This window comes from Streptomyces sp. AC1-42W (assembly GCF_003248355.1).
Lineage (GTDB): Bacteria > Actinomycetota > Actinomycetes > Streptomycetales > Streptomycetaceae > Streptomyces.
Genome location: NZ_QKWY01000001.1, coordinates 269,866 through 296,120, shown reverse-complemented (window position 1 = coordinate 296,120; position 26,255 = coordinate 269,866). Strand labels below are relative to the sequence as shown.

The following is a 26,255-nucleotide window of genomic DNA, read 5'->3' as shown; positions in this document are numbered from 1 at the left end:
TTCCGCACCACCAGCCGCCAAGGACTGTCATGGAAGCCATCTCCTTGGGCCTCGGCCTGCTCATCGCCGTGGTCCTGCTCATCGCCGTAGCCGTGCTGCTGATCGTCACCCGGCTCTTCCGCAAGGTGGAGCAGGGCAAGGCGCTCATCATCTCCAAGACCAAGAAGGTCGATGTGACCTTCACCGGGGCCGTCGTCCTGCCGGTGCTCCACAAGGCCGAGTCCATGGACATCTCGGTGAAGACGATCGAGATCCGCCGCACCGGGCGCGAGGGCCTGATCTGCCAGGACAACATCCGCGCCGACATCCACATCACCTTCTTCGTCCGGGTCAACAAGACGGTCGAGGACGTCATCAAGGTCGCCCAGGCCATCGGCACCGAGCGCGCCAGCGACAAGGTCGCCATCCAGGAGTTCTTCGCGGCGAAGTTCTCCGAGGCGCTGAAGACCGTCGGCAAGCAGCTCGACTTCGTCGACCTGTACACCAAGCGCGAGGAGTTCCGGGACCGGATCATCCGCGTCATCGGCACCGACCTGAACGGCTACCACCTCGACGACGCGGCGATCGACTTCCTGGAGCAGACCCCGCTGGCGCAGCTCGACGGCGCCAACATCCTGGACGCCCAGGGCATCCGGAAGATCACCGAGCTGACCGCGATCGAGCACGTGCGCACCAACGAGTTCCAGCGCACCGAGCAGAAGGAGATCACCCGTCAGGACGTGGACGCGCGGGAGACCATCCTGGAGCTGGAGCGCCGGCAGGCCGAGGCCGAGATCAAGCAGCGCCGCGAGGTCGAGACGCTGCGCGCCCGCGAGGAGGCGGTGACCGCCCGCGTCCAGGAGGAGGAGCGCCTCGGCGCCCAGGCCGCGTTCATCCGGACCGAGGAGCAGCTCGGCATCCAGCGGGAGAACCAGGCCCGGGAGATCGCCGTCGCCCAGAAGAACCGCGAGCGGGTCATCGCGGTGGAGAACGAGCGCATCGAGAAGGACCGGATGCTGGAGGTCATCGGGCGCGAGCGCGAGACCGAGCTGAACCGCATCGCCGCGACGAAGGAGGTCGAAGCGGAGCGCCGCGAGGTCGCCGACGTCATCCGCGAGCGCGTCGCGGTGGACCGCACGGTCGCCGAGCAGGAGGAGTCCATCAAGACGCTGCGGGCGGTCGAGGAGTCCGAGCGCACCCGCAAGTCGGTCATCATCGCCGCCGAGGCGGAGGCGCAGGAGCGGCTGGTCAAGGACATCAAGGCGGCCGAGGCCGCCGAGGCCGCGGCCACCCACCGGGCGGCCGAGCAGCTGACGCTCGCCGAGGCCCGGCTGAAGACCGCCGACCTGGACGCGCAGGCGAAGCTGCGACTGGCCGAGGGCATCCAGGCGGAGTCGGCGGCGCCCGGCCTGGCGGACGTCCAGGTGCGGGACGCGGCGGCGGAGGTGATCGAGAAGACCGGGCTCGCCGAGGCCGAGGCCACGTCCGCGCGGCTCCGGGCCGAGGCGGAGGGCGCCCGGCTCAAGGCCCTCGCCGACGCGGAAGGCACCCAGGCGCAGGCGACGGCCGACGCGGCGATGATCGGCGAGAAGCTGAAGGCCGAGGCCGCGGGCCTCACCGAGAAGGCGGCCGCGATGGCGGCCCTCGACGACGCGTCGCGCGGGCACGAGGAGTACCGGCTGCGGCTGGCCGCCGAGAAGGAGATCCGGCTCGCGGGGCTCGATGTGCAGCGGCAGGTCGCCGAGGCGCAGGCGACGGTCCTGGCCACGGGTCTGGAGAACGCGGACATCGACATCGTCGGCGGCGAGTCGGTCTTCTTCGACCGGCTGGTCTCCGCCATCTCGATGGGCAAGAGCCTGGACGGCTTCGTCGCGAACTCGGACACGGCGAAGGCGCTGGCCGGGCCGTGGCTGGACGGCGAGTCCTCGTTCACGCAGGACCTGACGCGGGTGCTGTCGTCGGTGTCCTCGGGCGATGTGCAGAACCTGACGGTGTCGGCGCTGCTCATGCGGATGATGGCCGCGCCCGGCGCGGGCGTCGGCGCGGACCAGGTCCGCGCCCTGCTGGACCACGCGAAGTCGCTGGGCATCGCGGACGTCCCGGTCGGCAGTCTGAAGGCGGCCGGCCTGAACGGTACGCCGGTGGCCTGACCGCCACGTCACCCGCACGCCCGTCCGCCTCCGCCCGGCCCGAACTCCGGGCGGGGCGGGCGGGCCGCCCAAGGACACCACCGCTAGGAGCCACCCCATGGACACCGTGCCCCCTCCCACCGCCGGGGACTACGACGTCCTGCGGCGCCGCCTGAGCACCCACGCCGCCGAACTCTCCCGCCGGGCCACCGCCCTCAACGCCCGCCGCACCGAGGCGTTCGGCTCCACCGGGCTGCGCCTGCTGGGCAGCGAGCAGCTGCGCACGGCCCGCCCCGCCGTCCCCCGCGACCTGGTCGCGCTCGGCGGCGAGCTGCTGTTCGGCTTCGAGCGGGGGCCCGGCCACCGCGGCGAACCGGCCGTCGACGACGTCCTGGCGCTGTACGCGGCCGACCTCGCGCCCGGCACCGGCACTCCGCTGACCGACGCCGCGTTCGTCCGCGAGTTCGACGGGCTGCACCGCTACTTCCGGGACGCCCGGCTGCTGCGGCTGCGCCGGACCGAGGGCCGGCTGCTCGCGGTCTTCCGTACCGGCGAGACCGCCGACGACATCCGGGTGCTGCGCTGGGCGCTGAACGCGGACGGCTCCCCCGGCGCGTTCCTCGACGCACGCGGCGAGCGCGACCACGTATTCCCGCCGTCGCACGACTTCACCTGGACCCCCGCCGGACGCGAGTGCCATGTCGCGGGCCGCCACCCGCACATCGCGCTCCCCACCGCGGCGGAGCTGTACGTCGACACGCTCGGCGGCACCCTGACCGTGAAGACGGCCGACGACACGGAGAGCCCGGAGGGAATCTACGAGGAGCCGGTCACCGAACCGCTCCAGTCGCTGGCGGACGCCGAGGTGGAGTACGCCGAGCTGGGCCCGCTGGTGCTGCTGCGGGTGCGCCCGTACAAGGAGGAGACCAGGCGCCACCTCGTCCACAACTCGCTGCTGTCCACGGTCACCCGCCTCGACGGCATCGGCCCGGCCTGCCGGCGGCTCCCCGAGGACCAGGGGATCATCTTCCCCGGCGGCTTCTACCTGACCACCGGCGAGGCCAGGACCTTCGACATCGCGCAGCCGCTCACCGACCCGGTCTTCGAGGAGGCGGTGCGCTCCCCCAACGGCGAGGACGTGCTCTACGTCTTCCGCTCCCGGGAGGACGGCCGGAGCCTGCTGCTGCCGTACAACGTGATCCGCCAGGAGGTCGCGACCCCGCTCCAGGGCCGGGGCCACGCCCTGCTGGACGACGGCACGCTCGTGGTGCTGCGCGACCCGGTGGAGGGCGGCGAGGGCGGCGCGGCGCGGGTGCACCCGCTGCAGCGCTGGGAGACCCCGTACGTCTCCGACACGTACGCCGCGTCCCGCCCGGCGGGCGAGGGGCCGCTCGCCCGCGTCGGCAACGCCGACCTCGTACGCGGCATCTCCGACTGCCTGGCGCTGGCGCACGCCGCGTCCGAGACGGCGCCGACCGCCGCCGTGTACGACCGGCTGGTGGCCGACTGCGTCCGGGCCGGCGACCGCTACCACTGGCTGGACGACCCCGAACTGGGCGGGCTGGCCGGTCCGCTGGGCGAGCTGCGGGAGACCGCGCGCCAGGTCGTCGCGGAGTTCGAGGCCGTCCAGGAGCTGACCCGGCAGGCCGCCGACGCGCTCACCGAGACCGCCGACCGCATCACCGCGCTGGTCCGCCGGGTCCGGGGCGAGGCCCCGCGCACCGCCGCCGAGTGGGTGGAGCGGCTCACCGAACTGCGCGGCGCGCACGGCCATCTGGCGACGCTCGCGGAGATGCGGTACGCGGACACCGCGCGCATCGCCGAGCTGACCGCCGCCACCACCGAGGACATCGAGGCGGCGGCCCGCCGCGCGGTCGCCTTCCTGGCCAGGGACGACGCGTTCGCCGGCTACCACGAGGACATCGCCCGCCTCACCGAGGAGGCCGCCGCGCTCGCCTCCGTCACGGACGCCGCCGCGCTCGGGGACCGGCTGGCCGGCATGACGGACGGGCTGAGCACGGTCACGGACGTGGTGGCCGGTCTGGACATCGGCGACGGCGTGGTCCGTACGTCGATCCTGGAGCGGATCGCGGAGGTGCTCGGGGCCGTCAACCGGGCCCGCGCCACGCTGGAGGCCCGCCGCCGCGAGCTGGCCGACCACGAGGGCCGGGCCGAGTTCGCCGCCGAGTCCGCGCTGCTCGGGCAGACCGTCACGGCCGCGCTGGCCGCCGCCGACACCCCGGACTCCTGCGACGAGCAGCTGGCCAGGCTGCTGCTCCAGCTGGAGAACCTGGAGGCGAGGTTCGCGGAGTTCGACGACTTCCTCGCGGAACTGGGCGAGCGCCGCACAGAGGTGTACGAGGCGTTCTCGGCGCGCCGGCAGAGTCTGCAGGACGCCCTCGCGCGCCGCACCGAGCGCCTCGCGGAGTCCGCCGCGCGCGTCCTGGAGACGGTCGCCCGCCGCAGCACCGCCCTTCCCGACGCGGACGCCGTCCACACCTACTTCGCCTCCGACCCGATGGTCGCCAAGCTCCGCCGCACCGCCGACGAGCTGCGCGCGCTCGGCGACACCGTGCGGGCGGAGGAGCTGGACGGGCAGCTGCTCGCCGCCCGCCAAGAGGCCGGCCGGGCCCTGCGCGACCGCGGCGAGCTGTACACGGACGGCGGGGCGGTGATCCGGCTGGGCCGGCACCGGTTCGCGGTGAACACCCAGCCGTTCGAACTGACGCTGGTGCCGCAGGACGACGGGCTGTCATTCGCGGTGACCGGCACCGACTACCGGATGCCGGTCACCGACCCGGAGTTCGCCGCGACCCGCCCGTACTGGGACCGCACGCTGCCCTCCGAGTCGCCGCTCGTCTACCGGAGCGAGCATCTGGCCGCCCGTCTCCTCGCCGAGCACGGCGCCGACCGGCTCGCCGCCCTGGACGGCACCGAACTGGCCGCGCTGGTGCGCGAGTCGGCGGCGGCCGCGTACGACGAGGGGCATCAGCGCGGCGTCCACGACGAGGACGCGACCGCGATCCTGGCCGCCCTGCTGCGGCTGCACGCGGGCGCCGGGCTGCTCCGCTTCCCGCCGGACGTCCGGGCCGCCGCGCAACTGTTCTGGGCCCACGGCCCGGACGACGAGCTGCGCGCCTCCTGGACCCGCCGGGCCCGCTCGCTGGCCCGCGCCCGCGACACCTTCGGACCGGCCCCGGCGGTCGCCGCGCTCCAGGAGGAGTGGGCGCGGGCGATCCCCGGCGAGCGGACCGGCCCCGTCGCCGCGTACCTCTTCGAGGAGCTGACCTGCGGACCCGAGGGCTTCGCGACGGCCGCCGCGGTCCGCGCGTTCCTGGACAAGTTCCGGCACGCCGCGGGCGGTTCCGGCTACGACGACGACCTCGCCGCCCTCGCGGACGACCTGCCCGCCCGCCGCCAGCTCGTGGAGGGCTGGCTCACCTCGTACGCGGGCGCGAGCGGCACCGAACTCGACCCGGGGGACCTCGCGGAGGCCGTCGCCGTGGAGCTGTGCCCGCCCGGCGTGCTCGACCGGTACGAGGCCGACGCGCCGCTCGCCGAGACCGTCGACGGGCTGCTGGGCGTCCACCCGCGCGTCGAACGCGGCCGGCTCACCGTGCGCATCGACGAACTCCTCTCCCGCACCGAGGAGTTCCGGACCACCGCGGTGCCCGGGTTCCGGGCGTACCAGCGCCGCCGCACCGCGCTGGTCGCCGCCGAGCGGGCCCGGCTGCGCCTGGACGACCACCGCCCGCGCGTGATGTCCGCGTTCGTCCGCAACCGGCTGCTGGACGAGGTGTATCTGCCGCTGATCGGCGACAGCCTCGCCAAGCAGCTCGGCACCGCCGACGCCGACCGCCGCACCGACTCGCAGGGCCTGCTCCTGCTGGTCTCCCCGCCCGGCTACGGCAAGACGACGCTCATGGAGTACGTGGCCGACCGGCTCGGGCTCGTCCTCGTCAAGATCAGCGGGCCGAACCTGGGCCGCGACGTGACCTCGCTCGACCCCGCGCAGGCGGGCAGCGCCACCGCCCGCCAGGAGATCGAGAAGATCAACTTCGCGCTGGAGGCGGGCAACAACACCCTGCTCTACCTGGACGACATCCAGCACACCTCGCCGGAACTGCTCCAGAAGTTCATCCCGCTCTGCGACGCCACCCGCCGCGTCGAGGGCGTACGGGACGGTGAGCCGCGCACCTACGACCTGCGCGGCAAGCGGTTCGCGGTGTGCATGGCGGGCAACCCGTACACCGAGTCCGGCGAGCGGTTCCAGGTGCCCGACATGCTCGCCAACCGGGCCGACGTGTGGAACCTGGGCGAGGTGCTGTCCGGCCGCGAGGACGTCTTCGCGCTGAGCTTCGTGGAGAACGCGCTCACCGCCAACCCGGTCCTCGCCCCGCTCGCCGGCCGCTCCCGCGACGACCTGGCGCTGCTGCTGCGGCTCGCCGCCGGCGACCCCGCGGCCCGCCCGGACCAGCTCGAACACCCCTACCCGGCCGCCGAGGTGGAGCGGATCACCGCCGTACTGCGGCATCTGCTGCGGGCCAGGGACACCGTGCTGGCGGTCAACGCCGCGTACATCGCCTCGGCCGCGCAGACCGACGCCACCCGCACCGAACCGCCCTTCCGGCTCCAGGGCTCGTACCGCAACATGAACCGGATCGCGGAGCGGATCGCGCCCGTGATGAACGACGCTGAGCTGTCCGCCGTCGTGGACGACCACTACGCGGGCGAGGCGCAGACCCTCACCAGCGGCGCCGAGGCGGCCCTGCTGAAGCTGGCCGCCCTGCGGGGCACGCTCACCCCCGCGCAGGCCGAACGGTGGGCCGCGCTCTGCGCCTCGTACGTCCGCACCCAGGCGCTGGGCGGGCCGGAGGGCGACCCGATGACCCGTGCGGTGGCCGCGCTCGGGCTGCTCGCGGACCGCATCGCGGCCGTGGAGACGGCGATCGGACGCGCCGCCGACCCGCGCCACCTCCTGTCGCGGCACCCCGAGGACCGCTGACCCCGGGCGGCCGCCGATCACCGGAAGGGAGCAAGGCATGCTGGGCCACGTGTCCTCATTCCCCCAGCAACCCCAACCCTCCCCGTTCTCCGGCCACATGGTGGTCTGCGGGGACGACGCGCTCGCCCAGCGGCTCGCCGTGGAGCTGCGGTACGTCTACGGGGAGCGGGTCACCCTGGTCGTGCCGCCGGAGCCGGGCGCGGCGGCCCGGCCGGACGCCCCGCTGAACGGACGCGGCCGGGCCGCCGCGCTGTTCGGCCGGATGGCGTCCGCGATGAACCGCAACGGCGGCGGCCTGCCGCACGGTTCGGACGGGGACACCAACGCCGGCGTCGAGCCGGTGCGCATCCTCCAGGCGGCCGAGCCGTCCGACGAGTCGCTGGAGGAGGCGGGCATCGCGCGGGCCTCGGCGGTGGCCCTCGTCTACGACGACGACGAGCGCAACATCCGGGCCGCGCTCACCGCCCGCCGGCTCAACCCGTGCGTCCGGCCGGTACGGAGGGCTCCGACAGCAGCGGCGCCGAGGGCCCGCAGCTGCTGCCGGGCCCTGCGGAGATCGCCGCCGCCACCGGGCGCGGCACGGTCGTCCTGGAGACGGTCACCCAGTCCGGTTCGGCCGCCCCCAAGCCTCGGATGGGCGGCCGCAGCGCCCCGCTGAGCCAGTTCTTCTCGCGCCGGCTGCGCTGGTCGGCGCTGGGCGTCGGCCTCGCGGTCCTCGGCCTCGCGGTGGCCTCGTCGGTCACCACGGGCGACGACGCCCTGCACGCGGCCTACCTCACCCTGCTCGACCTGTTCGCCATGGGCGACCCGGCCATCGGTGAGCCCACCGCCCGCCAGATCATCCAGATCCTCTCCGGCGTCGCGGGCCTGATGCTGCTGCCGCTGCTGGTGGCCGGGGTCCTCGAAATGTTCGGCTCGCTGCGCAGCGCCTCCTCGCTGCGGCGTCCGCCGCGCGGGCTGTCCGGCCATGTGGTGCTGCTCGGCCTCGGCAAGATCGGCACCCGTGTCCTGGTGCATCTGCGGGAGCTGGGCGTGCCGGTGGTCTGCGTGGAGGAGGACCCGGAGGCGCGCGGCATCCCGGTGGCGCGGCGGCTGCATGTGCCGGTGGTCCTCGGTGACGTCACGGACGAAGGCGTGCTGGAGGCGGCCAAGATCGGCCGCTCGCGCGGGCTCCTCGCGCTGACCAGCGCCGACACGACGAACCTGGAGGCCGCGCTCTACGCCCGCTCCCTGAAGCCGAACCTCCGGGTGACGGTGCGGCTGTTCGACGACGAGTTCGCCACGGCCGTCTACCGCACCCTGCGCACGGCCCACCCGCAGGCCATCACCCGCTCCCGCTCGGTGTCCCATCTGGCCGGTCCGTCGTTCGCGGTCGCCATGATGGGCCGGCAGATCCTGGGGGCGATCCCGGTCGAGCGGAAGGTGCTCCTGTTCGCGGCGATCGAGGTCGGCGGGCATCCCCAGCTGGAGGGCCGTACGGTGGAACAGGCGTTCCGTTCGGGTGCGTGGCGGGTGCTCGCGCTGGACGTCGCCCCGCCGCACCCCGCCGCCACCGGCACGGCGGAGCAGGGCGCCCTGGTGTGGAACCTCCACCCCGGTTACGTGCTGCGCCCGACGGACCGCGTGATCATCGCGGCGACCCGCCGGGGCCTGGCCGAGCTGCTGCGCGGGAGCGCTACTTCTTCGCGTGCTCACCCACGTAGAAGAGAACCCAGATGAACCCGGCGAACAGATGCGTGGCGAACACGTAGACCCCTACGCGCAGGGCGACGCCCCGTTCCTTCCAGCGCTCGGTGCCGCCGGCGGCCGGTGAGGCTTCGGTACGGGCCGTGCCGGCCGTGCCCTCGCTCGTCGTGCCGGTGCCGCTCATGGTCCCTCCGTTCGCCGGGGGCCCCTGCGGCCGCCGCCCGTCCAGGGTACGCATCCGCCTGGTCGCACCCTGGCCCCGGGACCGGCGCGGGCCCGAGCGTGGCTACGGCCGCCAGCTCCGGCGGCACAGGACCAGCCGGTATCCATCCGGGTTCCTCCATCCAGAACCGCTCGGCGGCAGCGAGATCACAGGAGGGCCGGGCAAGGCGGACATGCGTCTCGGCGGTGAATGACACGGGCGCCCTTCGGGGACGTCACCACCGACCGTTCCTATTCAGCGAGCAGGAGTGAGTCCTGGATCCATTCCTGCTCACTGCGGACATCCCGAACGGTTTTGGGTGTCCTGGTTGCCCGCGTTCTCGCCGTGTCCGGTGGCACGGATCGTGTCCGTGGTCCGGGGATACGGGGGCGGGGTTCCTCACGCCCAAGGACACGCCGGTCGGCCTGGACGGTCCGATGCCCGTGCGCATCGCTCTGGTGCGCACGGGGCGGTGTCGTCCGACGCCGGATCGGGTGTCCCAGGGCGCGTCGCCCGATCGCGATACCGGCGGCATCGTGACGGGACATTCTGCGGTGGGGTGTGGTCAGCGGCTTCTGCCAGTGCTGCCCACCCCACATCGAGGTGTAGGCCGGGTCGACCGCAATGATCGCGAGACCGTGTTCGGCCGCCATGGAGACGAGCCGAGCCTTGAGCCTGCCGGTCGGCAGGCCGGAGATCAACTGCCGGAAACGCTTCCTGCGCCCGTGCTTCTCCCGCGTCTTCTCCGCCCCGAAGTCCAGGTCCTCGATGGCGATCGCGGTGACGCCGGACCGTGTGGCCCAGTGCAGGAGGCGGGTGAGCGCGTGGCGGACCTGCGCGTCACGATGCCCTGCCGATCCGCTGAGGTCGTAGGGGAAGCGGCGGGGGTTGCCGACCGGGTTGCCATGGAGGTCGAGGCGGTAGGCGGCGAAGTGATCGGCATTGGTGTCCACCCCGATCACACCCCCGGCCCGCGCGGCTTCCAGCGGAACGGTCCGCACGACTGGTTTCTGCCAGGACGCGGTCAGATACCAGCGCCCCCGCCCGGTGTCGTAATGGATGCGATAGGCCACAGCACGGTTCGCCCCGACACGGTCCGCCCACTCCGCACCCCGGTGCGCGAAGGCGACCCTGGAAGTGAGGGTGTAGCGGCCATGCTTGCTGTTGGCCAGGTGAGCCAAGGGGGCGGGGAGCTTGATACTGACCCGGCCCTCCGGAGTGACGCGGATCGTCTCGTTCCCGTACCGCTTCCCCGACTCGCCGTCCGCCGCCAGAAACCACCGCTCCGCCTCCCACCGCTGACGCCACGCCTCCTCGCTCAGCCCGGCCTCGGCGAGATGATGGCGCGTGTTCAACAGACGCTTCCCGCCCCGCACGACCCGTACCCGCCCCGACCGCCAGTCCGCAATGGCAGCCGCCAGCCTGTCCTCCAAGGCTTTGAGGCGACGCGACTTCTGGAACCACTCACCCCTGGACCGATATCCGCCCGCCGCACGCGTCGTGCCTTTGGCTCCGACCGGGAGCGACAGCCGGTGCCTGAGGGTCCTGATCCCGGCCTCCAGGCTGCGGATATGCGCGGCCAGGCACCGCCGGGCCAGCGCTTCCTAATGCTGTTGTCAAACGGCCGCAGTCGCTGAGGGTGTGACTTGATAGCACCGTCGGTCACGGATCAGGGCCCACAGGACGTTGACGCGTCGGCGGGCGAGGGCGAGCACGGCTTGGACGTGCTTCTTCCCCTCGGCGCGTTTGCGGTCGTAGAACTTCCGCGAGTTCGGGTCGTAGCGGACGCTGACCAGCGCGGAGGTGTAGAAGACGCGCTGGAGTCTTCGGTGGTAATTGAGCGGCCGGTGGAGGTTGCCACTGACCTTGCCCGAGTCGCGAGGGGCGGGGGCGACGCCGGCGAAGGCCGCCAGGGCGTCCGGGGAGCCGAAGTCGTCCAGGCTGCCGCCGATAGCGGCGAGGAACTCGGCACCGAGCACGGTGCCGATGCCCGGGACGCTCTGGACTATGTCGGCGAGTTCGTGCTCGCGAAACCGGCCCTCGATGAGCTTGTCCATCTCGGAGATCTGCTCGTTGAGGGCCATCACCTCCTCGGCCAGGGTGTGGACCAGCTTGGCGGTGGTCTTCTCCCCGGGGACGGCGGTGTGCTGTCGCTCGGCGGCCTCAACTGCTGTTTCGGCCAAGGCTCTTGCGTTGCGGACCTTGCGGTTGGCCAGCCATTTGGTCAGCCGCGCGGTCCCGGCGCGGCGGATCGCGGCCGGAGCCTGGCAGCCCGTCAGCAGCCTGAGCGGGCCGGTGTTGGTCACGTCCAAGGCACGCTCAAGGGCCGGGAACATGCTCAGCAGGGTGCCGCGCAGCCGGTTCACCACGCGGGTGCGGTCTTCGACCAGGTCGGCACGGCGTCCGGTCAGCAGCTTGAGTTCGATGGCGGCTTCGTCACCGGGGCGGATGGGCCGCAGGTCACGACGCATCCGGGCCTGGTCGGCGATCACGTAGGCGTCGCGGGCGTCGGTCTTGCCCTCGCCGCGGTAGCCGTCGGATGCCCGGTTCACCAGACGGCCGGGGATGTAAAGGACTTCCTGGCCGTGGTTGATCAGCAGAGCCAGCAGCAGCGCGGGCTCCCCGCCGGTCATATCGATGGCCCAGGTCACCTGGCGGCCGTCGGCCAGGTCGAGGACGTCACCGATCAACTTCAGCAGCTCGGGCTCATCGTTGGCGACCCGCCGCGACAGCAGGGTCTTGCCCCCGGCGTCCAGCGCGAGGCCGTGATGATGGCCCTTGCCACTGTCGATCCCCGCCCATATCCGGCTCATCGTGCTCCTGACGTACGTGTGCGTGCTGTTCGTACCACGGACGACCTCGCCGGCATTGCTCTACACAGCGACTTGTTCGCACTTCCTAATCGGCGGCCGAGTCGTCGTGGGGCGCCGGGCGGCGAAGCGATGGTAGCCACGAAACGGCAGCCCACTGATAGCCACACCCAGCACCCCTGGGCGACCCAACCCTACGAATGGCTCGATCAACCCGATCAAGAAGGTAGAGCCCACTGATCATGCGACGCCTTCGTGATCGCCCCGGCGATCCTCGACGACGACAGCCCAGTCAGACCCCGCTTACGCACAGCCCAGGACTCGGCACCGTGATCCAAACCGTCTGCACACCGTGCCTTCAGATCCCTCGACGCCAGACCGCCCTGATACGCGCCACCAGCCCGCAATACTCGCTCGTCCTCGGCGGTGAGGCGCTTGAGCCGGTCCCGCACCGCGACCCCCGAAGGCCCAGACACCACGAACGGCGACACCAACTCCCGCACGCCACCCATCAACCACACCTCCGCCCCATCACCCAGTACAACGACCGGCTTCCGACAAGGTCACCCATTCGGCATCAGAACATCTGCACCGTCCGTTCAATCCGGCGAGACCCCGAGAATCGCCGTTTGGCCCGTTTTGAATACAGTCGTACGGGAAGGCGTGAGGCGAGCACCAATGCGAGCACCAATGCGAGCACCAATGCGAGCAACGCGCGAGCACAACCGCAGAACCCAGCTGGAGGCAGAAATGGGCAGGATCGTGGTGGGCGTCGACGGCTCCGAGCCGTCGGTCAGGGCACTGCACTGGGCCGTACGCCAGGCGGAGCTGACCGGCGACACGGTGGAAGCCGTCAACAGCTGGGAGTACCCCGCCACCAGCTGGGCGTCGATGATGCCGGGCCTGCCGGAGGACTTCGACCCGCAGGCCATGGCCACGGTGTCGCTCACCGAGACGCTGGAGGAGGCGCTGGGCGCGGCGGGCGCCGCCGCCGTCAGCAAGGTCGTCGTCATCGGCAACCCGGCGCAGGCCCTCCTCGACCGCTCCGAGGGCGCGAACCTGCTGGTCGTCGGCGCCCGCGGCTACAGCGGCTTCAAGGCGACCCTGCTGGGCTCGGTCAGCCTGCACGTCACCCAGCACGCCTCGTGCCCGGTGACCGTCGTCCGCAACTGACTCACGGCATTACGGGGTGGGCCCCCGCACCACGCGTGGCAATGCCGTTGCTTTAGAGGTGCCCAGCGCGTTAGGCCGTTCGTGTTGGTGTCGCGCTTGGAGCGCCTGGGGTTGGGGATCTTGACCCGGTCGTGTCCGCCTGAGCTGGTGGACCGTGTCGTTGCCGAGGCGGGGTGCGGGGAGAAGCGCCGTCGCCTGCTGTCAGCCCGGTTCACCGTGTACTTCGTTCTCGCCCTCTGCCTGTTCCCGCGGGTCGATTACTTGGAGGTTCTGCGCCTGTTGAAGGCGGGTGAGCCGGGGCTGAGGTCGTGGTCGGGGGTGAACAAGTCTTCCCTGACCAGGGCCAGGCAGAGACTGGGGTGGACGGTGATGCGCGATCTGTTTCGCGCGATAGCCCGGCCGCAGAGACATGGCCCCGAGCTCTTTCACGATCTGAGCGTCTTGGCCGTCGACGGAATGCTGCTGGCGGTGCCCGACTCGGCCGGGAACCGGGAAACCTTCGGCAAGTCCGGCTCCCAGCGCAGTCCCATGGGCTATCCGATGGCTCGTGTGGTCGCGGTGGCGGAATGCTCCTCGCATGCCGTGCTGGACGCGGTGATCGGTGGCTGGAAGGACTCGGAGCGGATCGTTTCCGACGAACTGGAGCGGCATGTCGGCACCGGCACGTTGCTCCTGGCTGATCGCGGATTCTGGGGCCTGGCCCGCTGGCACCGACTGCGTGAGCGGGGTGCCCATCTGCTGTGGCGGACGGAACGGCGGATGGCCCGGAGAGTCGAAGACGTCCTCGCGGACGGAAGCTACCTGGCCCGAATCCAGGCGAACAAGCACAGCAAAGCGGCCGGGACCGTCAAGGCTCCGCCGGCCCTGGTGAGGGTGGTCGAGTACCGGATCGATGGCCAGGCCGAGGTGCTCCGGCTGATCACCAGTCTGATGGACCACGAGAAGTACCCGGCTGCCGAGCTCGCAGAACTGTACGCGCGACGCTGGGAGATCGAGCTCGTCTTCGACGAGATCAAGACCCATCAGCGCGACAGACCTGTCCTCCGCTCACAGACACCCGACGGCGTCCGCCAAGAGATCTTCGCCCACCTGATCGTCCACCACGCCACCCGGGACCTGCTCGTCGAAGCCTCCCGCATCGCGCAGTGCCCGCCGGAGCGGACCTCATTCACCCGGGCCCTGCACGTTGTCCGCCGCTCGGTGATCGCACCGGGCGGCTTTTCCCCCCTCAGCGCGCAGACGTGACCGTCGCCTCGGCCTGGTCGAGATCACCAGAGGCTTGCTGCCCCGACGGCGGTCACGTGACTGCCCACGGAAGCTGAAATCGTGCATCACCCCCTTTGGTAGCAAGGCATCCGACGAACCCGCCAGCCAGCACCGCCCAGCCGTCACCATCGCCCTGAACCACAGATGGCAGTAGCCCCTAAAGCAACGGCATTGCCACGCGTGGTGCGGGGGCCCACCCCGTGCTCACAGCTCCACGACGTCCGCCACCGCGCACGCCACGTTGTCGGGCGCGCCGGCCGCCCGCGCCAGCTCGATCAGCCCGCGCACGGCGGTGCCCGGCCCGTCCGCCGCGGCCAGCACCCGCGCCAGCTCCCCGCCGTCCACGACCGCCGAGAGCCCGTCCGAGCAGAGCAGATAGCGGTCGCCGGGCCGCGCGTCCCGGACGTCCACGTCGGGCCCGCCGTACGGGCCGTCCCCGGACAGCGCCTTGAGGAGCATCGCCCGCTGCGGGTGCGAGAACGCCTCCTCCTCCGTCAGCGAGCCGTCGTCGACCATCGACTGGACCAGGCTGTGGTCGTGCGTGATCCGGAACAGCTCGCCCCCGCGCAGCAGATACGCCCGCGAGTCCCCGATGTGCACCAGGCCCAGCCGCGAGCCCGTCCACACCATCGCGGTCAGCGTCGTGCCGGACTCCTCCGGCGCCCCGCTGCCGCCGCTCCCCGCGACCGCCTCCCGTACCGCGAGGGCGACGCGCTCCGCCGCGTCGTGCAGGGCGTTCAGCAGCTCCGCCGCCGGTACCGCCCCCGGCGCGACCGGCTTCAGCGCCTCGATCGCCGCCGCGCTCGCCCCCGCCCCGCTCTCGCCGAACCCGTCGGCGACCGCGAGCAGCCGGGCGCCGGCGTAGACCGCGTCCTGGTTGACCGGCCGTACCGCACCCGTGTCGGTGCCGGCCGCGTAGCGGATTCCGAGTGTGCCCACCGATGTCATGACGTCCTCCGTCGACAGCTGGTCGATGAGGAAGGCCGCGAGGTCACGGCGGGCCGCCGTCTCCGCCTCGACGCGCGCCCAGTACGCCCGGATCGCCGCGGCGGCCGCGCCGGGTTCCAGCGCGATCACCTCCTTGATCCGGGCGAGCGGCATCCCGATCCGGCGCAGCCAGGCCACCAGCCGGGCCGCCCGCACCTGAGCCGGGTCGTAGTACCGGTAGCCGTTCACCGGATCGACCACGGCCGGCGGCAGCAGGCCCAGCTCGTCGTAGCGGCGCAGTGCCTTGGCGGACAGCCGGGACAGCCGGGCGAACGCCCCGATCGTCACCAGTGCCGCACCGGGGCCCCGCCCCCGCCCGTCGTCCGTCGTCACCGCACGCCTCCCCATACCGGGCGGACTTCCCGCCCCGGCACACTCGATCCTTGGCCTTCCCCCGTGGAGAAGGTCAAGGATCGACGACGAGCGCCTGCGGCGCGGGGCGCGCGGGGCTACTCGTGTGTGTAGAAGTAGTAGTACGCGGTGAGCAGTCCGCCGATTCCGAGGAACACCCCGAGCATCGATGCGGCCAGGATGCTGGCGCCGGACAGGCTGTACAGGAAGCCGATGGACCCGCCGGTCAGCACCCCGTACGCGGCCGCCCGCAGTTCGCGCGGCAGCCGGTCCTGAATCCGGCCGAGCCCGAAGCAGAGCACGGCGAGCACGGCGCCGGAGACCAGGCCGAGGGCCAGCCTGGTGCCGGTGAGCACCCCGCCGCCGCGCACGATGGCGGTCGCGTAGCAGCCCAGGATCAGCCCGAGCGTGGCCGGAACGGCCCAGCTCATGACGGGATGGTGCCGGGTCGTACCGGGGCGGTTCCGGGGGGACGCGTGCCTTCCGCGCGCCTGCGCCGAAGCGTGTGAGGCCATGGCAGAGAGCTCCTTCCATCACCCCCCGCTGTCCCTCCAGGGCACACCTGGACGGCCCGTCCGGCAACTCGGATGGCCCAGGGCCCGGAGCGCGGCGCCGCCATCCGGGATTCCCTGGAGAGGTGCGGACGTACTTCTCGGTGGCCCTCTCGGCGGTACTGCTGGTGCTGCTGGCCGTCCTGGTGCCGCTCGCCGCGCTGTCCGCCTGGGTCGATCTGGAGATCGACGACACCGACCGGTACGTGGCCGCCGTCGCCCCGCTCGCCGACGACTCCGATGTGCGGGACACCGTCGCCGATCTGATCACCGACAACGCGATGAAGCAGATCGACGTGGGGCCGCTCCAGTCCACCGTCCGCGAGTTCCTGCACCAGGCCGTGCGCTCCTTCACCACCACCGACGCCTTCCGGGCCGCCTGGACCGCGGCCAACCGCACGGCCCACGAGACGGTCACCGCCGCGCTGGACGGCAGCAGCGGCGAGAGCGTCACCATCGACCTGGCGCCGGTCACGGAGAAGGTGAAGAAGAACCTGGTCGACAACGGGGTGCCGTTCGCCGACCGGATTCCCGTCCAGCACACGGACATCCAGCTGGTCTCCGCCGACCGCGCGGACCAGTTGCGGCAGACCTTCCGGTGGCTGCGCGCCGCGAGCGTCTGGCCGGCCGCGGGCACGCTCGTCCTCGCGCTGCTCGTCATCGCGGTGTCCTGGCTGCGCGGCGGCCCCGCCCGCGGCCTGCGCACCGTGGCCGTCACGGGCGCCGGATTCGCGCTGGGCGCGCTGCTGCTGCGCGGTCTGCTGGCCCTGGCCCGCAACCGCGTCCTGAACGAGGTCCCGGCGAGCGACAAGGCCGCCGCGGCGGCGGTCTACGACGCGCTGACCGCCTCCCTGCGCACGACGGTGTGGATCGTCCTCGGCGTGGGCGTGGCGGCGGCGGTGTGCGCGACGGCGGCGAGGTACCGGACGCGGCGACCGGGGTGAGGGGGCGGCGGGACCGGTGCGGCGGGTCAGTCCGTGGGGCCGGGGCCCAGTCCGCGTAGCCGGTCCATCTCGCGGCGGTCGCGTTTCGTCGGCCGGCCCGCGCCCCGGTCGCGCACCGGGATCTGGATGGCCGCCTCGCGCGGCGGCGGGGGCGGGCTGTTGTCGACGAAGCACTCGGCGGCCACCGGCGGCCCCACCCGCTTCTTCACCAGCCTGGACACGACGACGATCCGGTCCCGGCCCGCGTGCCGCAGCCGCACCTCGTCGCCGACGCGCACCGACTGCGCGGGCTTCGCCCGTTCGCCCGCGACCTTCACATGACCTGCCCGGCAGGCGGCAGCGGCCTGCGCGCGGGTCTTCGTGAGCCGGACCGACCAGATCCAGACATCGACCCGGACACTGCCCTCCGTCTGCGGAGCCTCACCGGAAACCATGCGTCCGACTGTAAGCGGTACGGGCGGCCGGCCCGCCCCCGCGTCAACTCCGCGCCCCCGCCACGCAGGTGACGTGCGGGTTCCGTCAACGCCCGTACCCGCGCCCCGGACCCGCCCCGTGCCCGGCCGACGGCTCCGCGGTCCCACATGCGGGCCGTGCCGCCGGGAGTCCTGATCCGGCCGCTAACCTTACGTATCCGCCCTGGCCAGGGATCAATTCCCGCAGTACGGACATTCATCGCAACCAACTCATGCGAAAGGCTCGCCCATGGGCATTCGGAGCTTGCTGCGCAAGGTGTTCGGCCGTGACCGCACGGAACAGGACGAGCCGACCACGGTCACGGTCCCGCCCCAGGGCGATCGCTCCCGTCCCGCAGAGCCGGAGTCGGTGACGGTGGACGAGCCGGCGGCGGAGGAGAAGACGGAGACGCCCGTCCGGATCTCGGTCCCGGCTCCCGCGTCGTCGGACGACAGCGAACGGGCGGCGGCCGACCTGGTCGCGGCCGCATTCGACAACCCGACCCCGCCCACGGTCCCCGCCCAGGGCAAGGGCCCGCGCGAATCGGCGGACACGGAGGCCACCCCGGAACCGGAGGCCCCGACCGCGACCTCGGAGACGGACACGGAGGTCGTGACTCCTGCGGAACCGGAGGCGCCCGCGAAGGCGGAGGCGGAGGTCGACGCGGACGCGAAGGCCGACGCTGCGGAGGAACCGGTCGCGGAGCCCGAGACGGCCGCACCGGCCGCAGAGGCCGCCGCCCCGGAGCCGGTGGCGGAGGCGCCCGCACCCGAGCCGGTCGCGGAGGCCGCAACCCCGGAGCCTGTCGCCGCGACCCCGGCCCCTGAGCCCGAGCCCGTCGCCGAGCCCGAGCCGGTCGCCCCGAGCGCGGTCCCCGAGCCGGCACCCGTCGCCGAGCCCGAGCCCGTGGACGAGCCGGAGCCGGAGGCCGCCGTGCCTGCGGCGATCACCATCGACATCGACCCGAAGCCGGAGCCCGAGCCCGAGCCCGAGGCGGCCCCGGCCGCCCCCGCCCCGGCCGCCCCCGGCAAGCCCGCGCTGTCCCTCGCCAAGGTCAAGGCGCGGGCGCCCGAGCTGGCCGGACCGTACAAGGCCGCGCAGGCCGGGCTGAAGGCGCACGGGCTGACCGGGCTGCGGGCCACCGTCTACCTGGTCCTGGACCGCTCCGGCTCGATGCGGCCGTTCTACAAGGACGGCAGCGCCCAGCACCTCGGCGACCGCACCCTCGCGCTCGCCGCACACCTCGACGAGAGCGCCACCGTGCAGGTCGTGTTCTTCTCGACGGAGATCGACGGCACCGGCACGGTCGGGCTCGACGGCCACGAGGGCCGGATCGACGAGCTGAACGCGGGCCTCGGCCGGCTCGGCCGGACGAACTACCACCGCGCGGTCGAGGAGGTCGTCGCGCACTACGAGGCGTCCGGCTCGACCGGCCCCGCCCTGGTGGTGTTCCAGACGGACGGCCCGCCGGACGCCCGCCAGGCCGCGCGCCAGGCGCTCGACGAGGCGGCGAGGCTGCCGCTGTTCTTCCAGTTCGTCGCGTTCGGCGAGAAGGACGCCAAGGGCTTCGACTTCCTGCGGAAGCTGGACGCCCCGAACACCGGCTTCCTCCACGCCGGCCCCGCCCCCCGCGAGGTCGCGGACACCGCGTTCTACCGCGAGCTCCTCGCGGCGCTCCCCGCCTGGGTCGCCGGGCGCGGCACGGCCGACGGTTCCTGACCGGCCGGCAGACGTACGGTCACGGCGAGCCCGCCCTCCGGGCCCGGCACCGCCGTGACCGTACCGTCGTGGGCCATGGTGATCGACCGCACGATGGACAGGCCGAGGCCCGACCCCGGCCCCATCCGGTCCCTGCCCTCGCCCCGGCGGAACGGCTCGAACAGGCCGGGGATGTCCGCCGCCTCCACCACGGGCCCCGTGTTGCGGATCTCCAGGAGCACCCCGCCGCCGACCGGCACCGCCGTCGCCGACACGCTCCCGTCCGGCACGTTGTACGTCACCGCGTTGGCCAGCAGGTTCGCCACCAGCTGGGCCAGCAGCTGCCGGTTGCCGCGCACCGGGCAGGGCTGGGTGTCCAGCCGGACGCCCGGATGCCGGGCCGCCTCCTCGGCCACCACGCGCGCCAGATCCACCGGCTCCCGCTCGCTCTTGTCGAGCCCCCGCTCACTGCGTGCCAGGACGAGCAGCCCGTCGATGAGCCGTTCACTGCGCCGGTTGTTGTCCAGGAGCGTCTGCCGGGTGCGTACGAGGTCCTCCGGCGTCGGGTCCTCCAGGCCGATCTGGATCGCCGCGCGCTGGGTGGCCAGCGGGGTGCGCAGCTCGTGGGAGGCGTTGGCGATGAACCGCCGCTGGCTGTCGAACGCCTTCTCCAGCCGGGCCAGCAGCGCGTCCAGCGTGTCGCCCAGCTCCTTCAGCTCGTCGTCGGGCCCGCTGGAGGCGATCCGCTCGTGGAGGGTGTGCGCGGAGAGCTTGCGCGCCTTGGCGGTCATGGCGTGGACGGGCCGCAGCACCCGGCCCGCCGTCCACCAGCCGACGCCCACCGCGCAGGCCGTCATCACCAGCAGCGCTGCCGCCGACCAGATGAGCAGCTGGTGTCCGGCCGCGTCGCTGACGTGGTCGGTGAGGTCGTAGACGGTCGGCGGACCGAGCCGGCGGCGGCTGACCAGCGGGCCGTTCACCGCATAGCCGGGCTGGACCACGGCGGCGGTCTCCGCGATGGCGCGGGCCTGCGAGTCGGTACCGGCGCGGGAGGCCAGGTTGACGGTGGCGAGCAGGGCCGTGCCGAGGATGAGGAAGACCCCGCCGTAGACGAGGGCGATGCGGGTCCGGATCGTGGAGTGCGCCAGCCGGGCCGGCCGCTTCACAGCGCGTACCCCACGCCCTGGACGGTGCGGATCACGGCCGGTTCGCCGAGCTTCTCGCACAGCTTGCCCACGCAGTCCACGACCACCCCGGGGTGGTCGGTGTTGGCGTCCCAGGCCCGCTCCAGCAGCTCTTCGGCGCCGACCGTCCCGCAGTCCGCCTCCAGGAGCAGTTGGAGCACGGTGAACTCCTTGGGCGACAGATACAGGTCCCGCCTGTCCCGGCTCGCCGACCGCCGTACGGTGTCGAGCCGGATGCCGTACCGCTCCAGCTGCGGCGGTACGGGCCGGGCGGTGCGCCGCCGCAGGGCCCGGACGCGCGAGACCAGTTCGGGGAACTCGAACGGCTTGCTGAGGTAGTCGTCGGCGCCCAGGTCGAGACCGGCGACCCGGTCCTCCGTGGAAGCGGCGGCCGTGAGCATCAGAATCCTGGTCCGGGAGCCGGAGGCGACGAGCTCGCGGGCCACGTCGTCGCCGTGCACCCGGGGCAGGTCGCGGTCGAGGACGACCACGTCGTAGTCGTGCAGTCCGAGGTACGCCTGGGCGGCGTCGCCGCTGTAGACGGTGTCGACGGCGAAGCCGGCCCGCCGCAGTCCGGTGGCGACCAGCTCCGCGAGGATTTCCTCGTCCTCGGCGACCAGTACCCGCATCGTGATGTCCCCTGCCTCGTGCATGCGTGTCAGCTCCCTCCCAGCATGCATGGTCGTCGCGGGAACGGGACCTGCCCCGAAGCCCCCGGCTCGGAAACGGAGCCTGCCTCTCAGCGGCTCAGTGACGCCGCGTCCCCCATCACGACGACGGGCGCCAGGGCCGGGTCCAGTACGCCGAGGAGCTGCTTCATCCGGTCCTCGGTGATCGAGACGCAGCCCTGGGTCGGCCCTCCGTGGTCCACATGAATCCAGATGCCGCCGCCGCGCTCCGGGCCGAGGGGACGGGTGGGGTCGAGCGGCGAGGTGCCGGGGACGCGGTTGTAGTCGATGGCGACGACGTAGTCGAAGGAGCCCTCCAGCGGTTCGCCGTGGAAGCCGTCGCCCGTCACGGCGAAGGCGGGGCTCAGGTCGTACGGAAGCGCCGTGTCCGGGGGTGCGAGGCGGCCCCCGGCGGCGGTGAGGGTGAAGACGCCGACCGGTGAGCGCAGGTCGCCCTCCAGATGCTCGCCGGTCCAGCCGTTCAGGGCGTTGTGGGCGGGCCAGGGCCCCAGCGAGGCCCGCCAGCCCGGACCCGTCGGGCCGTCGCGGGTGTAGAGCACGGCGGTCGAGCGGTTGGAGTCCGGGGAGTCGCCGGTCACCACGAACGCCTGCCGCGCACCGGCCGGGATCGCCGCCCGTGTCCGGGGCCCCAGGCCGGGGATCTCCGTGGGCAGCGGCGAGGCCGCGACGGCTCCGGGCGGCCCCGGTACGCCGTTGACCGGTACCCGCTCCGCGAGGGCGTCGCTCGTCCCCGTACCGGCGAAGCCGGCCGCTCCGCAGCCGGTGACCAGCGCCAGCAGGACCAGGGAGCAGACGGCGTGCGGCAGTCGCGGGGATGCGTGCGCAGGGGGCACGGGCACGGCGGGCTCCTCAGCGGTCGGTGCTCCGGTGTCGGCCCACCCAGTCATTGCCGCCCGCGCAGCCGCCCAATCCGGGGAGCGGTCCATCCGGATGTAGCTGTTCAGGTGATTCGTGTGCTTATTCGGAACCGATCGCGGCCCGTCACGCGAACAGCCCCCGGCCACTGGCGGCCGGGGGCTGTTTCACGTGAAACCGCGTACTGCGGGAGGTGGCGCGGTTGATTCCGGGTGCTGCTACTTCTGGGCGTCCTTCGCGGGAGCGGCCTGCTTGCGGAGCTGAATGTTCAGCTCGCGCAGCCGGGTCTCCTCCAGGACGGTGGGCGCGCCCATCATCAGGTCCTGGGCGTTGCCGTTCAGCGGGAAGGCGATGGTCTCGCGGATGTTCGGCTCGTCGGCCAGCAGCATCACGATGCGGTCGACACCCGGCGCGATGCCGCCGTGCGGCGGGGCGCCCAGGCGGAACGCCTTGAGCATGCCCGCGAACTCGCGCTCCACGGTCTCGCGGTCGTAGCCGGCGATCTCGAACGCCTTGATCATCAGCTCGGGCTCGTGGTTCCGGATGGCGCCGGAGGACAGCTCGATGCCGTTGCAGACGATGTCGTACTGCCAGGCGAGGATGTCCAGCGGGTCCTTCTCCTCCAGGTCCTTCAGGCCACCCTGGGGCATCGAGAAGGGGTTGTGCGAGAAGTCGATCCGGCCGGTCTCCTCGTCCTTCTCGTACATCGGGAAGTCCACGACCCAGCAGAACCGGAAGACGCCCTCCTCGAAGTGGCCGGCGCGCTTGGCGGCCTCGACGCGGACGGCGGACATGATCTTGGAGACCTCGTCGAACTCACCGGCGCCGAAGAAGACGGCGTGGCCGGGGACCAGCGACAGGCGCTCGGTGAGCGTCTTGACGTCGGTCTCGGTGAGGAACTTGGCGATCGGGCCGGCCAGTGCGCCGTCCTCACCGACGCGGACCCAGGCCAGGCCCCTGGCGCCGTGCTCCACGGCGTACTCGCCGAGGCCGTCGAAGAACTTGCGGGACTGGCCCGCCGTGTCCGGCACCGGGAGGGCGCGGACGTGCTTGCCGGCGAACGCCTTGAACTCCGAGTCCGCGAAGACGTCGGAGATGTCGACCAGCTCCAGCTTGGCGCGCAGGTCGGGCTTGTCGTTGCCGTACTTGAGCATCGACTCGCGGAACGGGATGCGCGGGAACGGCGAGGTGACGTGGCGGCCGTTGCCGAACTCCTCGAACAGCTCGGTCATGAGCTTCTCGATCGGCTGGAAGACGTCCTCCTGCTCGACGAAGGACATCTCGACGTCGAGCTGGTAGAACTCGCCGGGCGAACGGTCGGCGCGGGCGTCCTCGTCGCGGAAGCAGGGCGCGATCTGGAAGTAGCGGTCGAAGCCCGAGATCATCAGCAGCTGCTTGAACTGCTGCGGGGCCTGCGGCAGCGCGTAGAACTTGCCGGGGTTCAGCCGGGACGGGACGACGAAGTCGCGGGCGCCCTCGGGCGAGGTCGCGGTGAGGATCGGCGTCGCCATCTCGTTGAAGCCGAGGGCCACCATCTTGGAGCGGATCGAGGCGATGACGGCGGAGCGCAGCATGATGTTGCGGTGCATGCGCTCGCGGCGCAGGTCCAGGAAGCGGTACTCCAGGCGCCGCTCCTCGTTCACGCCGTCCTCGGCGTTGATCGTGAAGGGCAGTGGACCGGCCTCGCCCAGCACCTCGACCTCGGAGACCTCGATCTCGATCTCGCCGGTCGGCAGCTCGGGGTTGACGTTCTCCTCGCCGCGCGCGGAGACCTTGCCGTCGATGCGGACGACGGTCTCCTTGGTGAGCTTCGCCAGCGCCTCGTTGCCCGGCGTACCGGGGCGGGCGACGAGCTGCACCAGGCCGTAGTGGTCGCGGAGATCGATGAAGAGGATGCCGCCCAGGTCTCGGCGATTGTGCAGCCAGCCGCTCAGCCGGACGTCGGTGCCGACGTCAGAGGCGCGGAGCTCGCCGCAGGTGTGGGACCTGTACCGATGCATCGTCGTTCATCCAGTCTTCGCGGTTGGGGAGAATTCAGCCCTCCCAGGCTACCGCCCGCGACCGAAGCGTTTCATTGTCATTGTCCGCGTCGGGATCGTCCGCAGATCCACACCACTGCCCTTCACCCCCATGCCGGTTTAAAGTGGGGCAATGCGCACCGAGGATGTGCTGGCCGCGACCGGAACCGGGCTGTGGCGCTGGGACAACGGAGCCGGGACGGTCACGCTCGACGCGGAGGCCGCCCGTCTGCTGGAGCTGCCCCCGAGGTCCGGTGTCTTCCGTGACTCGGAGGTCCGCGCCCGTTTCCACCCCGTCGACTGGAACGAGATCGCCGGGCTGATCAGCCTCGCCGCGGCCGAGAGCACCCTCGCCGAGGCCCGGCTGCGGATCGTGGACGGCAGCGGCCATGTCCTGCGTACCGTGCGCAGCCGCTCCAAGCCCGTCCCCAAGGCCGCCCGGGCCGGGACCGGCCGGGGCTACGTCCTCATCGGCACGCTCCAGGAGGTCACCGAGCCCGAGCCCGGCACAGCGGGCACGCACACGGCGATCACCGGCGACTGGCGGCGTTCCCGCGAGGCGTTCCTGCTGGACGCCGGGCGGGCCCTGGCGGAGGCCGGGTCCACCACGGAGGTGCTGCGGGTCGCCTACTCGCTGTCCATGCCCGGCTTCTCGCCGGACGGCCTCGCGGTCTTCGGCGTCGAGGGCGAGCGGCTGACCATCGTCGGCCAGCACGGGCACAGCGTGGGCACCGAGGGCCCGTTCACGGACATGCCGCTGGACACGGACTACCCGGCCACCGAGGTCGTCCGGACGGGCCGGGCGATCTATCTGGCCACCCCGGACGACTACCGCGACCGCTACCCCGCCACCTGGCCGCTCGCCCGGCGGTTCGGGCGCCGCTCCTGGGCCTTTCTGCCGCTGATCGTGTCCGGGCGCACGATGGGCGCCTGGATGGCCGGGTTCCGGCACCCGGTGTCGTTCTCGCCGGACGAGCGGTCGGTGCTGACGACCGTGGCCCGGATGCTCGCGCAGGCGCTGGCCAGGGCGGGCGCGGCCGACAGCGAGCGGGAGCTGTCGGCGGGCCTCCAGCGCACGATGATGCCCTCGCTGGGCCCCGACATCCCGGGGATGACCGTGGCGGCACGCTATGTGCCGACCGGTGGCGGCCTCCAGATCGGCGGCGACTGGTACGACCTGATCCCGCTGCCCAGCGGCCGCATCGCCCTCGTCATCGGCGACGTCCAGGGGCACGACGTACGGGCGGCCGGGCTGATGGGCCAGCTCCGGATCGCGCTGCGCGCGTACGCCTCCGAGGGGCACCGCCCGGACGCGGTGCTCGCCCGCGCCTCGCGCTTCCTGTCCGGCCTCACCGACCCGGGCGACGGCGACGAGGGCGCGGCGGCCCGGTTCGCGACCTGCCTGTACGCGGAGGCCGACCCGGAGACCGGCACGCTGGAGATCGCGCGGGCCGGCCATCCGGACCCCGTGATGATGACGGCGGACGGCACCGCGGTGATCCGGCAGACCGAGGGCGGGCTGCCGCTGGGCGTCGAGGCGGACGCGGACTACCCGACGACCCGGATCGTGCTGGAGGCCGGGGAGACGATCATGCTGTGCACGGACGGGCTGATCGAGACCGGCGGCCATGACCTCGCCACCGGCTGGGTGCGGCTGCGGCCGATCCTGGAACGGCACACCGGCGACCTGGAGAAGCTGGCGGACGCGCTGGTGCAGGCCGTGCACGGGCCGGGTTCGCACCACACGACGGGGCCGCTCGCCGATCGGCGCGAGGACGACGTGGCGGTCCTGCTGCTGCGCCGCGACGCCTCCGTCACGCCCCCGTCCGTGTCCCGGCGGACCGCGCTCACCATCGCGCAGGCCGAGCCGGAGCGGATCTCGGCGGCCCGTCGGCTGCTGCGGGAGCTGTTGCACGACTGGGCCGACCCCGACCAGGTGGACGCGGCGGTGCTGCTGCTCTCCGAGGTGGCCACCAATGTGCTGGTCCACACGGACGGCGACGCGCTGATGGTCGCCCAGGCGACCGGGCCGCCCGGTGAGCGGTGCCTGCGGGTGGACGTGGCCGACGGCAGCGACGAACTGCCGCACAAGCGGCGGCCGGGCGAGCTGGCGTCCAGCGGGCGGGGCCTGGTCCTGATGGAGATGCTGGCGCACAAGTGGGGCGTCGATCCGCAGGGCGCGGGCAAGTCGATCTGGTTCGAGCTGCACGAGGACCGGCAGCCGGAACCGGCCGTGCCCGACCTGGACGCCTTCGAGGAGCCGGAAGGCATCTGA

16 protein-coding genes and 3 pseudogenes are annotated in these 26,255 nt (G+C 72.5%); 8 read left to right on the top strand and 11 right to left on the bottom strand.

Going from position 1 to position 26,255, the window contains the following annotated elements; translation table 11 throughout:
- Positions 1-29 precede the first annotated feature (29 nt).
- From DNK56_RS01340 to DNK56_RS01330, 3 genes and pseudogenes are all read left to right on the top strand, one after another.
- Positions 30-2,129 (top strand): flotillin family protein, encoded by a 2,100-nt coding sequence (locus DNK56_RS01340; RefSeq protein ID WP_111329883.1) that lies wholly within the window; start codon positions 30-32, stop codon positions 2,127-2,129.
- Positions 2,130-2,226: 97 nt separating this feature from the next.
- Entirely contained in the window at positions 2,227-7,113 is a 4,887-nt protein-coding gene (locus DNK56_RS01335; protein ID WP_111329882.1) for a DNA repair ATPase, read from the top strand.
- A 37-nt stretch (positions 7,114-7,150) separates the two neighbouring features.
- Positions 7,151-8,832 (top strand): annotated as a pseudogene (locus DNK56_RS01330) (NAD-binding protein).
- On the opposite strand, the gene DNK56_RS36640 reads toward DNK56_RS01330, so the two are convergent.
- From DNK56_RS36640 to DNK56_RS35685, 4 genes and pseudogenes are all read right to left on the bottom strand, one after another.
- Entirely contained in the window at positions 8,789-8,983 is a 195-nt protein-coding gene (locus tag DNK56_RS36640; RefSeq protein ID WP_111329881.1) for a DUF6126 family protein, read from the bottom strand. The pseudogene DNK56_RS01330 and the gene DNK56_RS36640 sit on opposite strands and share 44 nt — an antisense overlap.
- A gap of 269 nt (positions 8,984-9,252) precedes the next feature.
- Positions 9,253-10,602: pseudogene (locus tag DNK56_RS01315) on the bottom strand (IS200/IS605 family accessory protein TnpB-related protein); the annotation flags it as partial.
- Between the two features lie 15 nt (positions 10,603-10,617).
- Positions 10,618-11,814, bottom strand: a complete 1,197-nt coding sequence (locus DNK56_RS01310; protein WP_111329880.1) for an IS110 family transposase — start codon at positions 11,812-11,814, stop codon at positions 10,618-10,620.
- 224 nt (positions 11,815-12,038) lie between these two features.
- Positions 12,039-12,323: pseudogene (locus tag DNK56_RS35685) on the bottom strand (IS200/IS605 family accessory protein TnpB-related protein); the annotation flags it as partial.
- A 238-nt stretch (positions 12,324-12,561) separates the two neighbouring features.
- Between DNK56_RS35685 and DNK56_RS01300 the strand changes: the two are divergent.
- Both DNK56_RS01300 and DNK56_RS01295 read left to right on the top strand, forming a co-directional pair.
- Entirely contained in the window at positions 12,562-12,984 is a 423-nt protein-coding gene (locus tag DNK56_RS01300; RefSeq protein WP_111329879.1) for a universal stress protein, read from the top strand.
- A 147-nt stretch (positions 12,985-13,131) separates the two neighbouring features.
- Positions 13,132-14,229, top strand: coding sequence for an IS4 family transposase (locus DNK56_RS01295; RefSeq protein ID WP_241989713.1), 1,098 nt, complete (start codon positions 13,132-13,134; stop codon positions 14,227-14,229).
- Between the two features lie 225 nt (positions 14,230-14,454).
- On the opposite strand, the gene DNK56_RS01290 is transcribed toward DNK56_RS01295, so the two are convergent.
- Positions 14,455-15,585, bottom strand: coding sequence for a MerR family transcriptional regulator (locus tag DNK56_RS01290; protein ID WP_111329878.1), 1,131 nt, complete (start codon positions 15,583-15,585; stop codon positions 14,455-14,457).
- 101 nt (positions 15,586-15,686) lie between these two features.
- Positions 15,687-16,103: a hypothetical protein gene (locus tag DNK56_RS01285; RefSeq protein WP_111329877.1), complete on the bottom strand. Its 417-nt coding sequence runs from the start codon at positions 16,101-16,103 to the stop codon at positions 15,687-15,689.
- Positions 16,104-16,225: 122 nt separating this feature from the next.
- Here DNK56_RS01285 and DNK56_RS01280 point away from each other — a divergent pair, with 122 nt between their 5' ends.
- A complete protein-coding gene (locus DNK56_RS01280) occupies positions 16,226-17,083 on the top strand; it encodes a hypothetical protein (protein ID WP_111329876.1) in 858 nt (285 codons plus the stop codon).
- A gap of 26 nt (positions 17,084-17,109) precedes the next feature.
- Here DNK56_RS01280 and DNK56_RS01275 read toward each other — a convergent pair whose 3' ends face one another.
- Positions 17,110-17,517 carry an RNA-binding S4 domain-containing protein gene (locus DNK56_RS01275; protein ID WP_111329873.1) on the bottom strand — a complete coding sequence of 136 codons (408 nt, stop codon included), beginning with the start codon at positions 17,515-17,517 and terminating at the stop codon, positions 17,110-17,112.
- 268 nt (positions 17,518-17,785) lie between these two features.
- On the opposite strand from DNK56_RS01275, the gene DNK56_RS01270 reads away from it, so the two are divergent.
- Positions 17,786-19,255 (top strand): VWA domain-containing protein, encoded by a 1,470-nt coding sequence (locus tag DNK56_RS01270; RefSeq protein ID WP_199563923.1) that lies wholly within the window; start codon positions 17,786-17,788, stop codon positions 19,253-19,255.
- Here the strand turns inward: DNK56_RS01270 and DNK56_RS01265 are convergent.
- The 4 genes from DNK56_RS01265 to aspS form a co-directional block, all read right to left on the bottom strand.
- Complete coding sequence (locus DNK56_RS01265; protein WP_111329870.1) at positions 19,189-20,400, bottom strand: sensor histidine kinase; 1,212 nt, start codon at positions 20,398-20,400, stop codon at positions 19,189-19,191. The genes DNK56_RS01270 and DNK56_RS01265 overlap by 67 nt on opposite strands.
- Positions 20,397-21,047 carry a response regulator transcription factor gene (locus DNK56_RS01260; protein ID WP_199563942.1) on the bottom strand — a complete coding sequence of 217 codons (651 nt, stop codon included), beginning with the start codon at positions 21,045-21,047 and terminating at the stop codon, positions 20,397-20,399. The genes DNK56_RS01265 and DNK56_RS01260 overlap by 4 nt, the downstream gene beginning before the upstream one ends.
- Before the next feature lie 110 nt (positions 21,048-21,157).
- Entirely contained in the window at positions 21,158-21,946 is a 789-nt protein-coding gene (locus DNK56_RS01255) for a L,D-transpeptidase family protein (protein ID WP_111329864.1), read from the bottom strand.
- A 234-nt stretch (positions 21,947-22,180) separates the two neighbouring features.
- Positions 22,181-23,962 (bottom strand): aspartate--tRNA ligase, encoded by a 1,782-nt coding sequence (gene aspS / locus DNK56_RS01250; RefSeq protein ID WP_111329861.1) that lies wholly within the window; start codon positions 23,960-23,962, stop codon positions 22,181-22,183.
- Between the two features lie 151 nt (positions 23,963-24,113).
- On the opposite strand from aspS, the gene DNK56_RS01245 reads away from it, so the two are divergent.
- Positions 24,114-26,255 carry an ATP-binding SpoIIE family protein phosphatase gene (locus tag DNK56_RS01245; protein ID WP_111329859.1) on the top strand — a complete coding sequence of 714 codons (2,142 nt, stop codon included), beginning with the start codon at positions 24,114-24,116 and terminating at the stop codon, positions 26,253-26,255.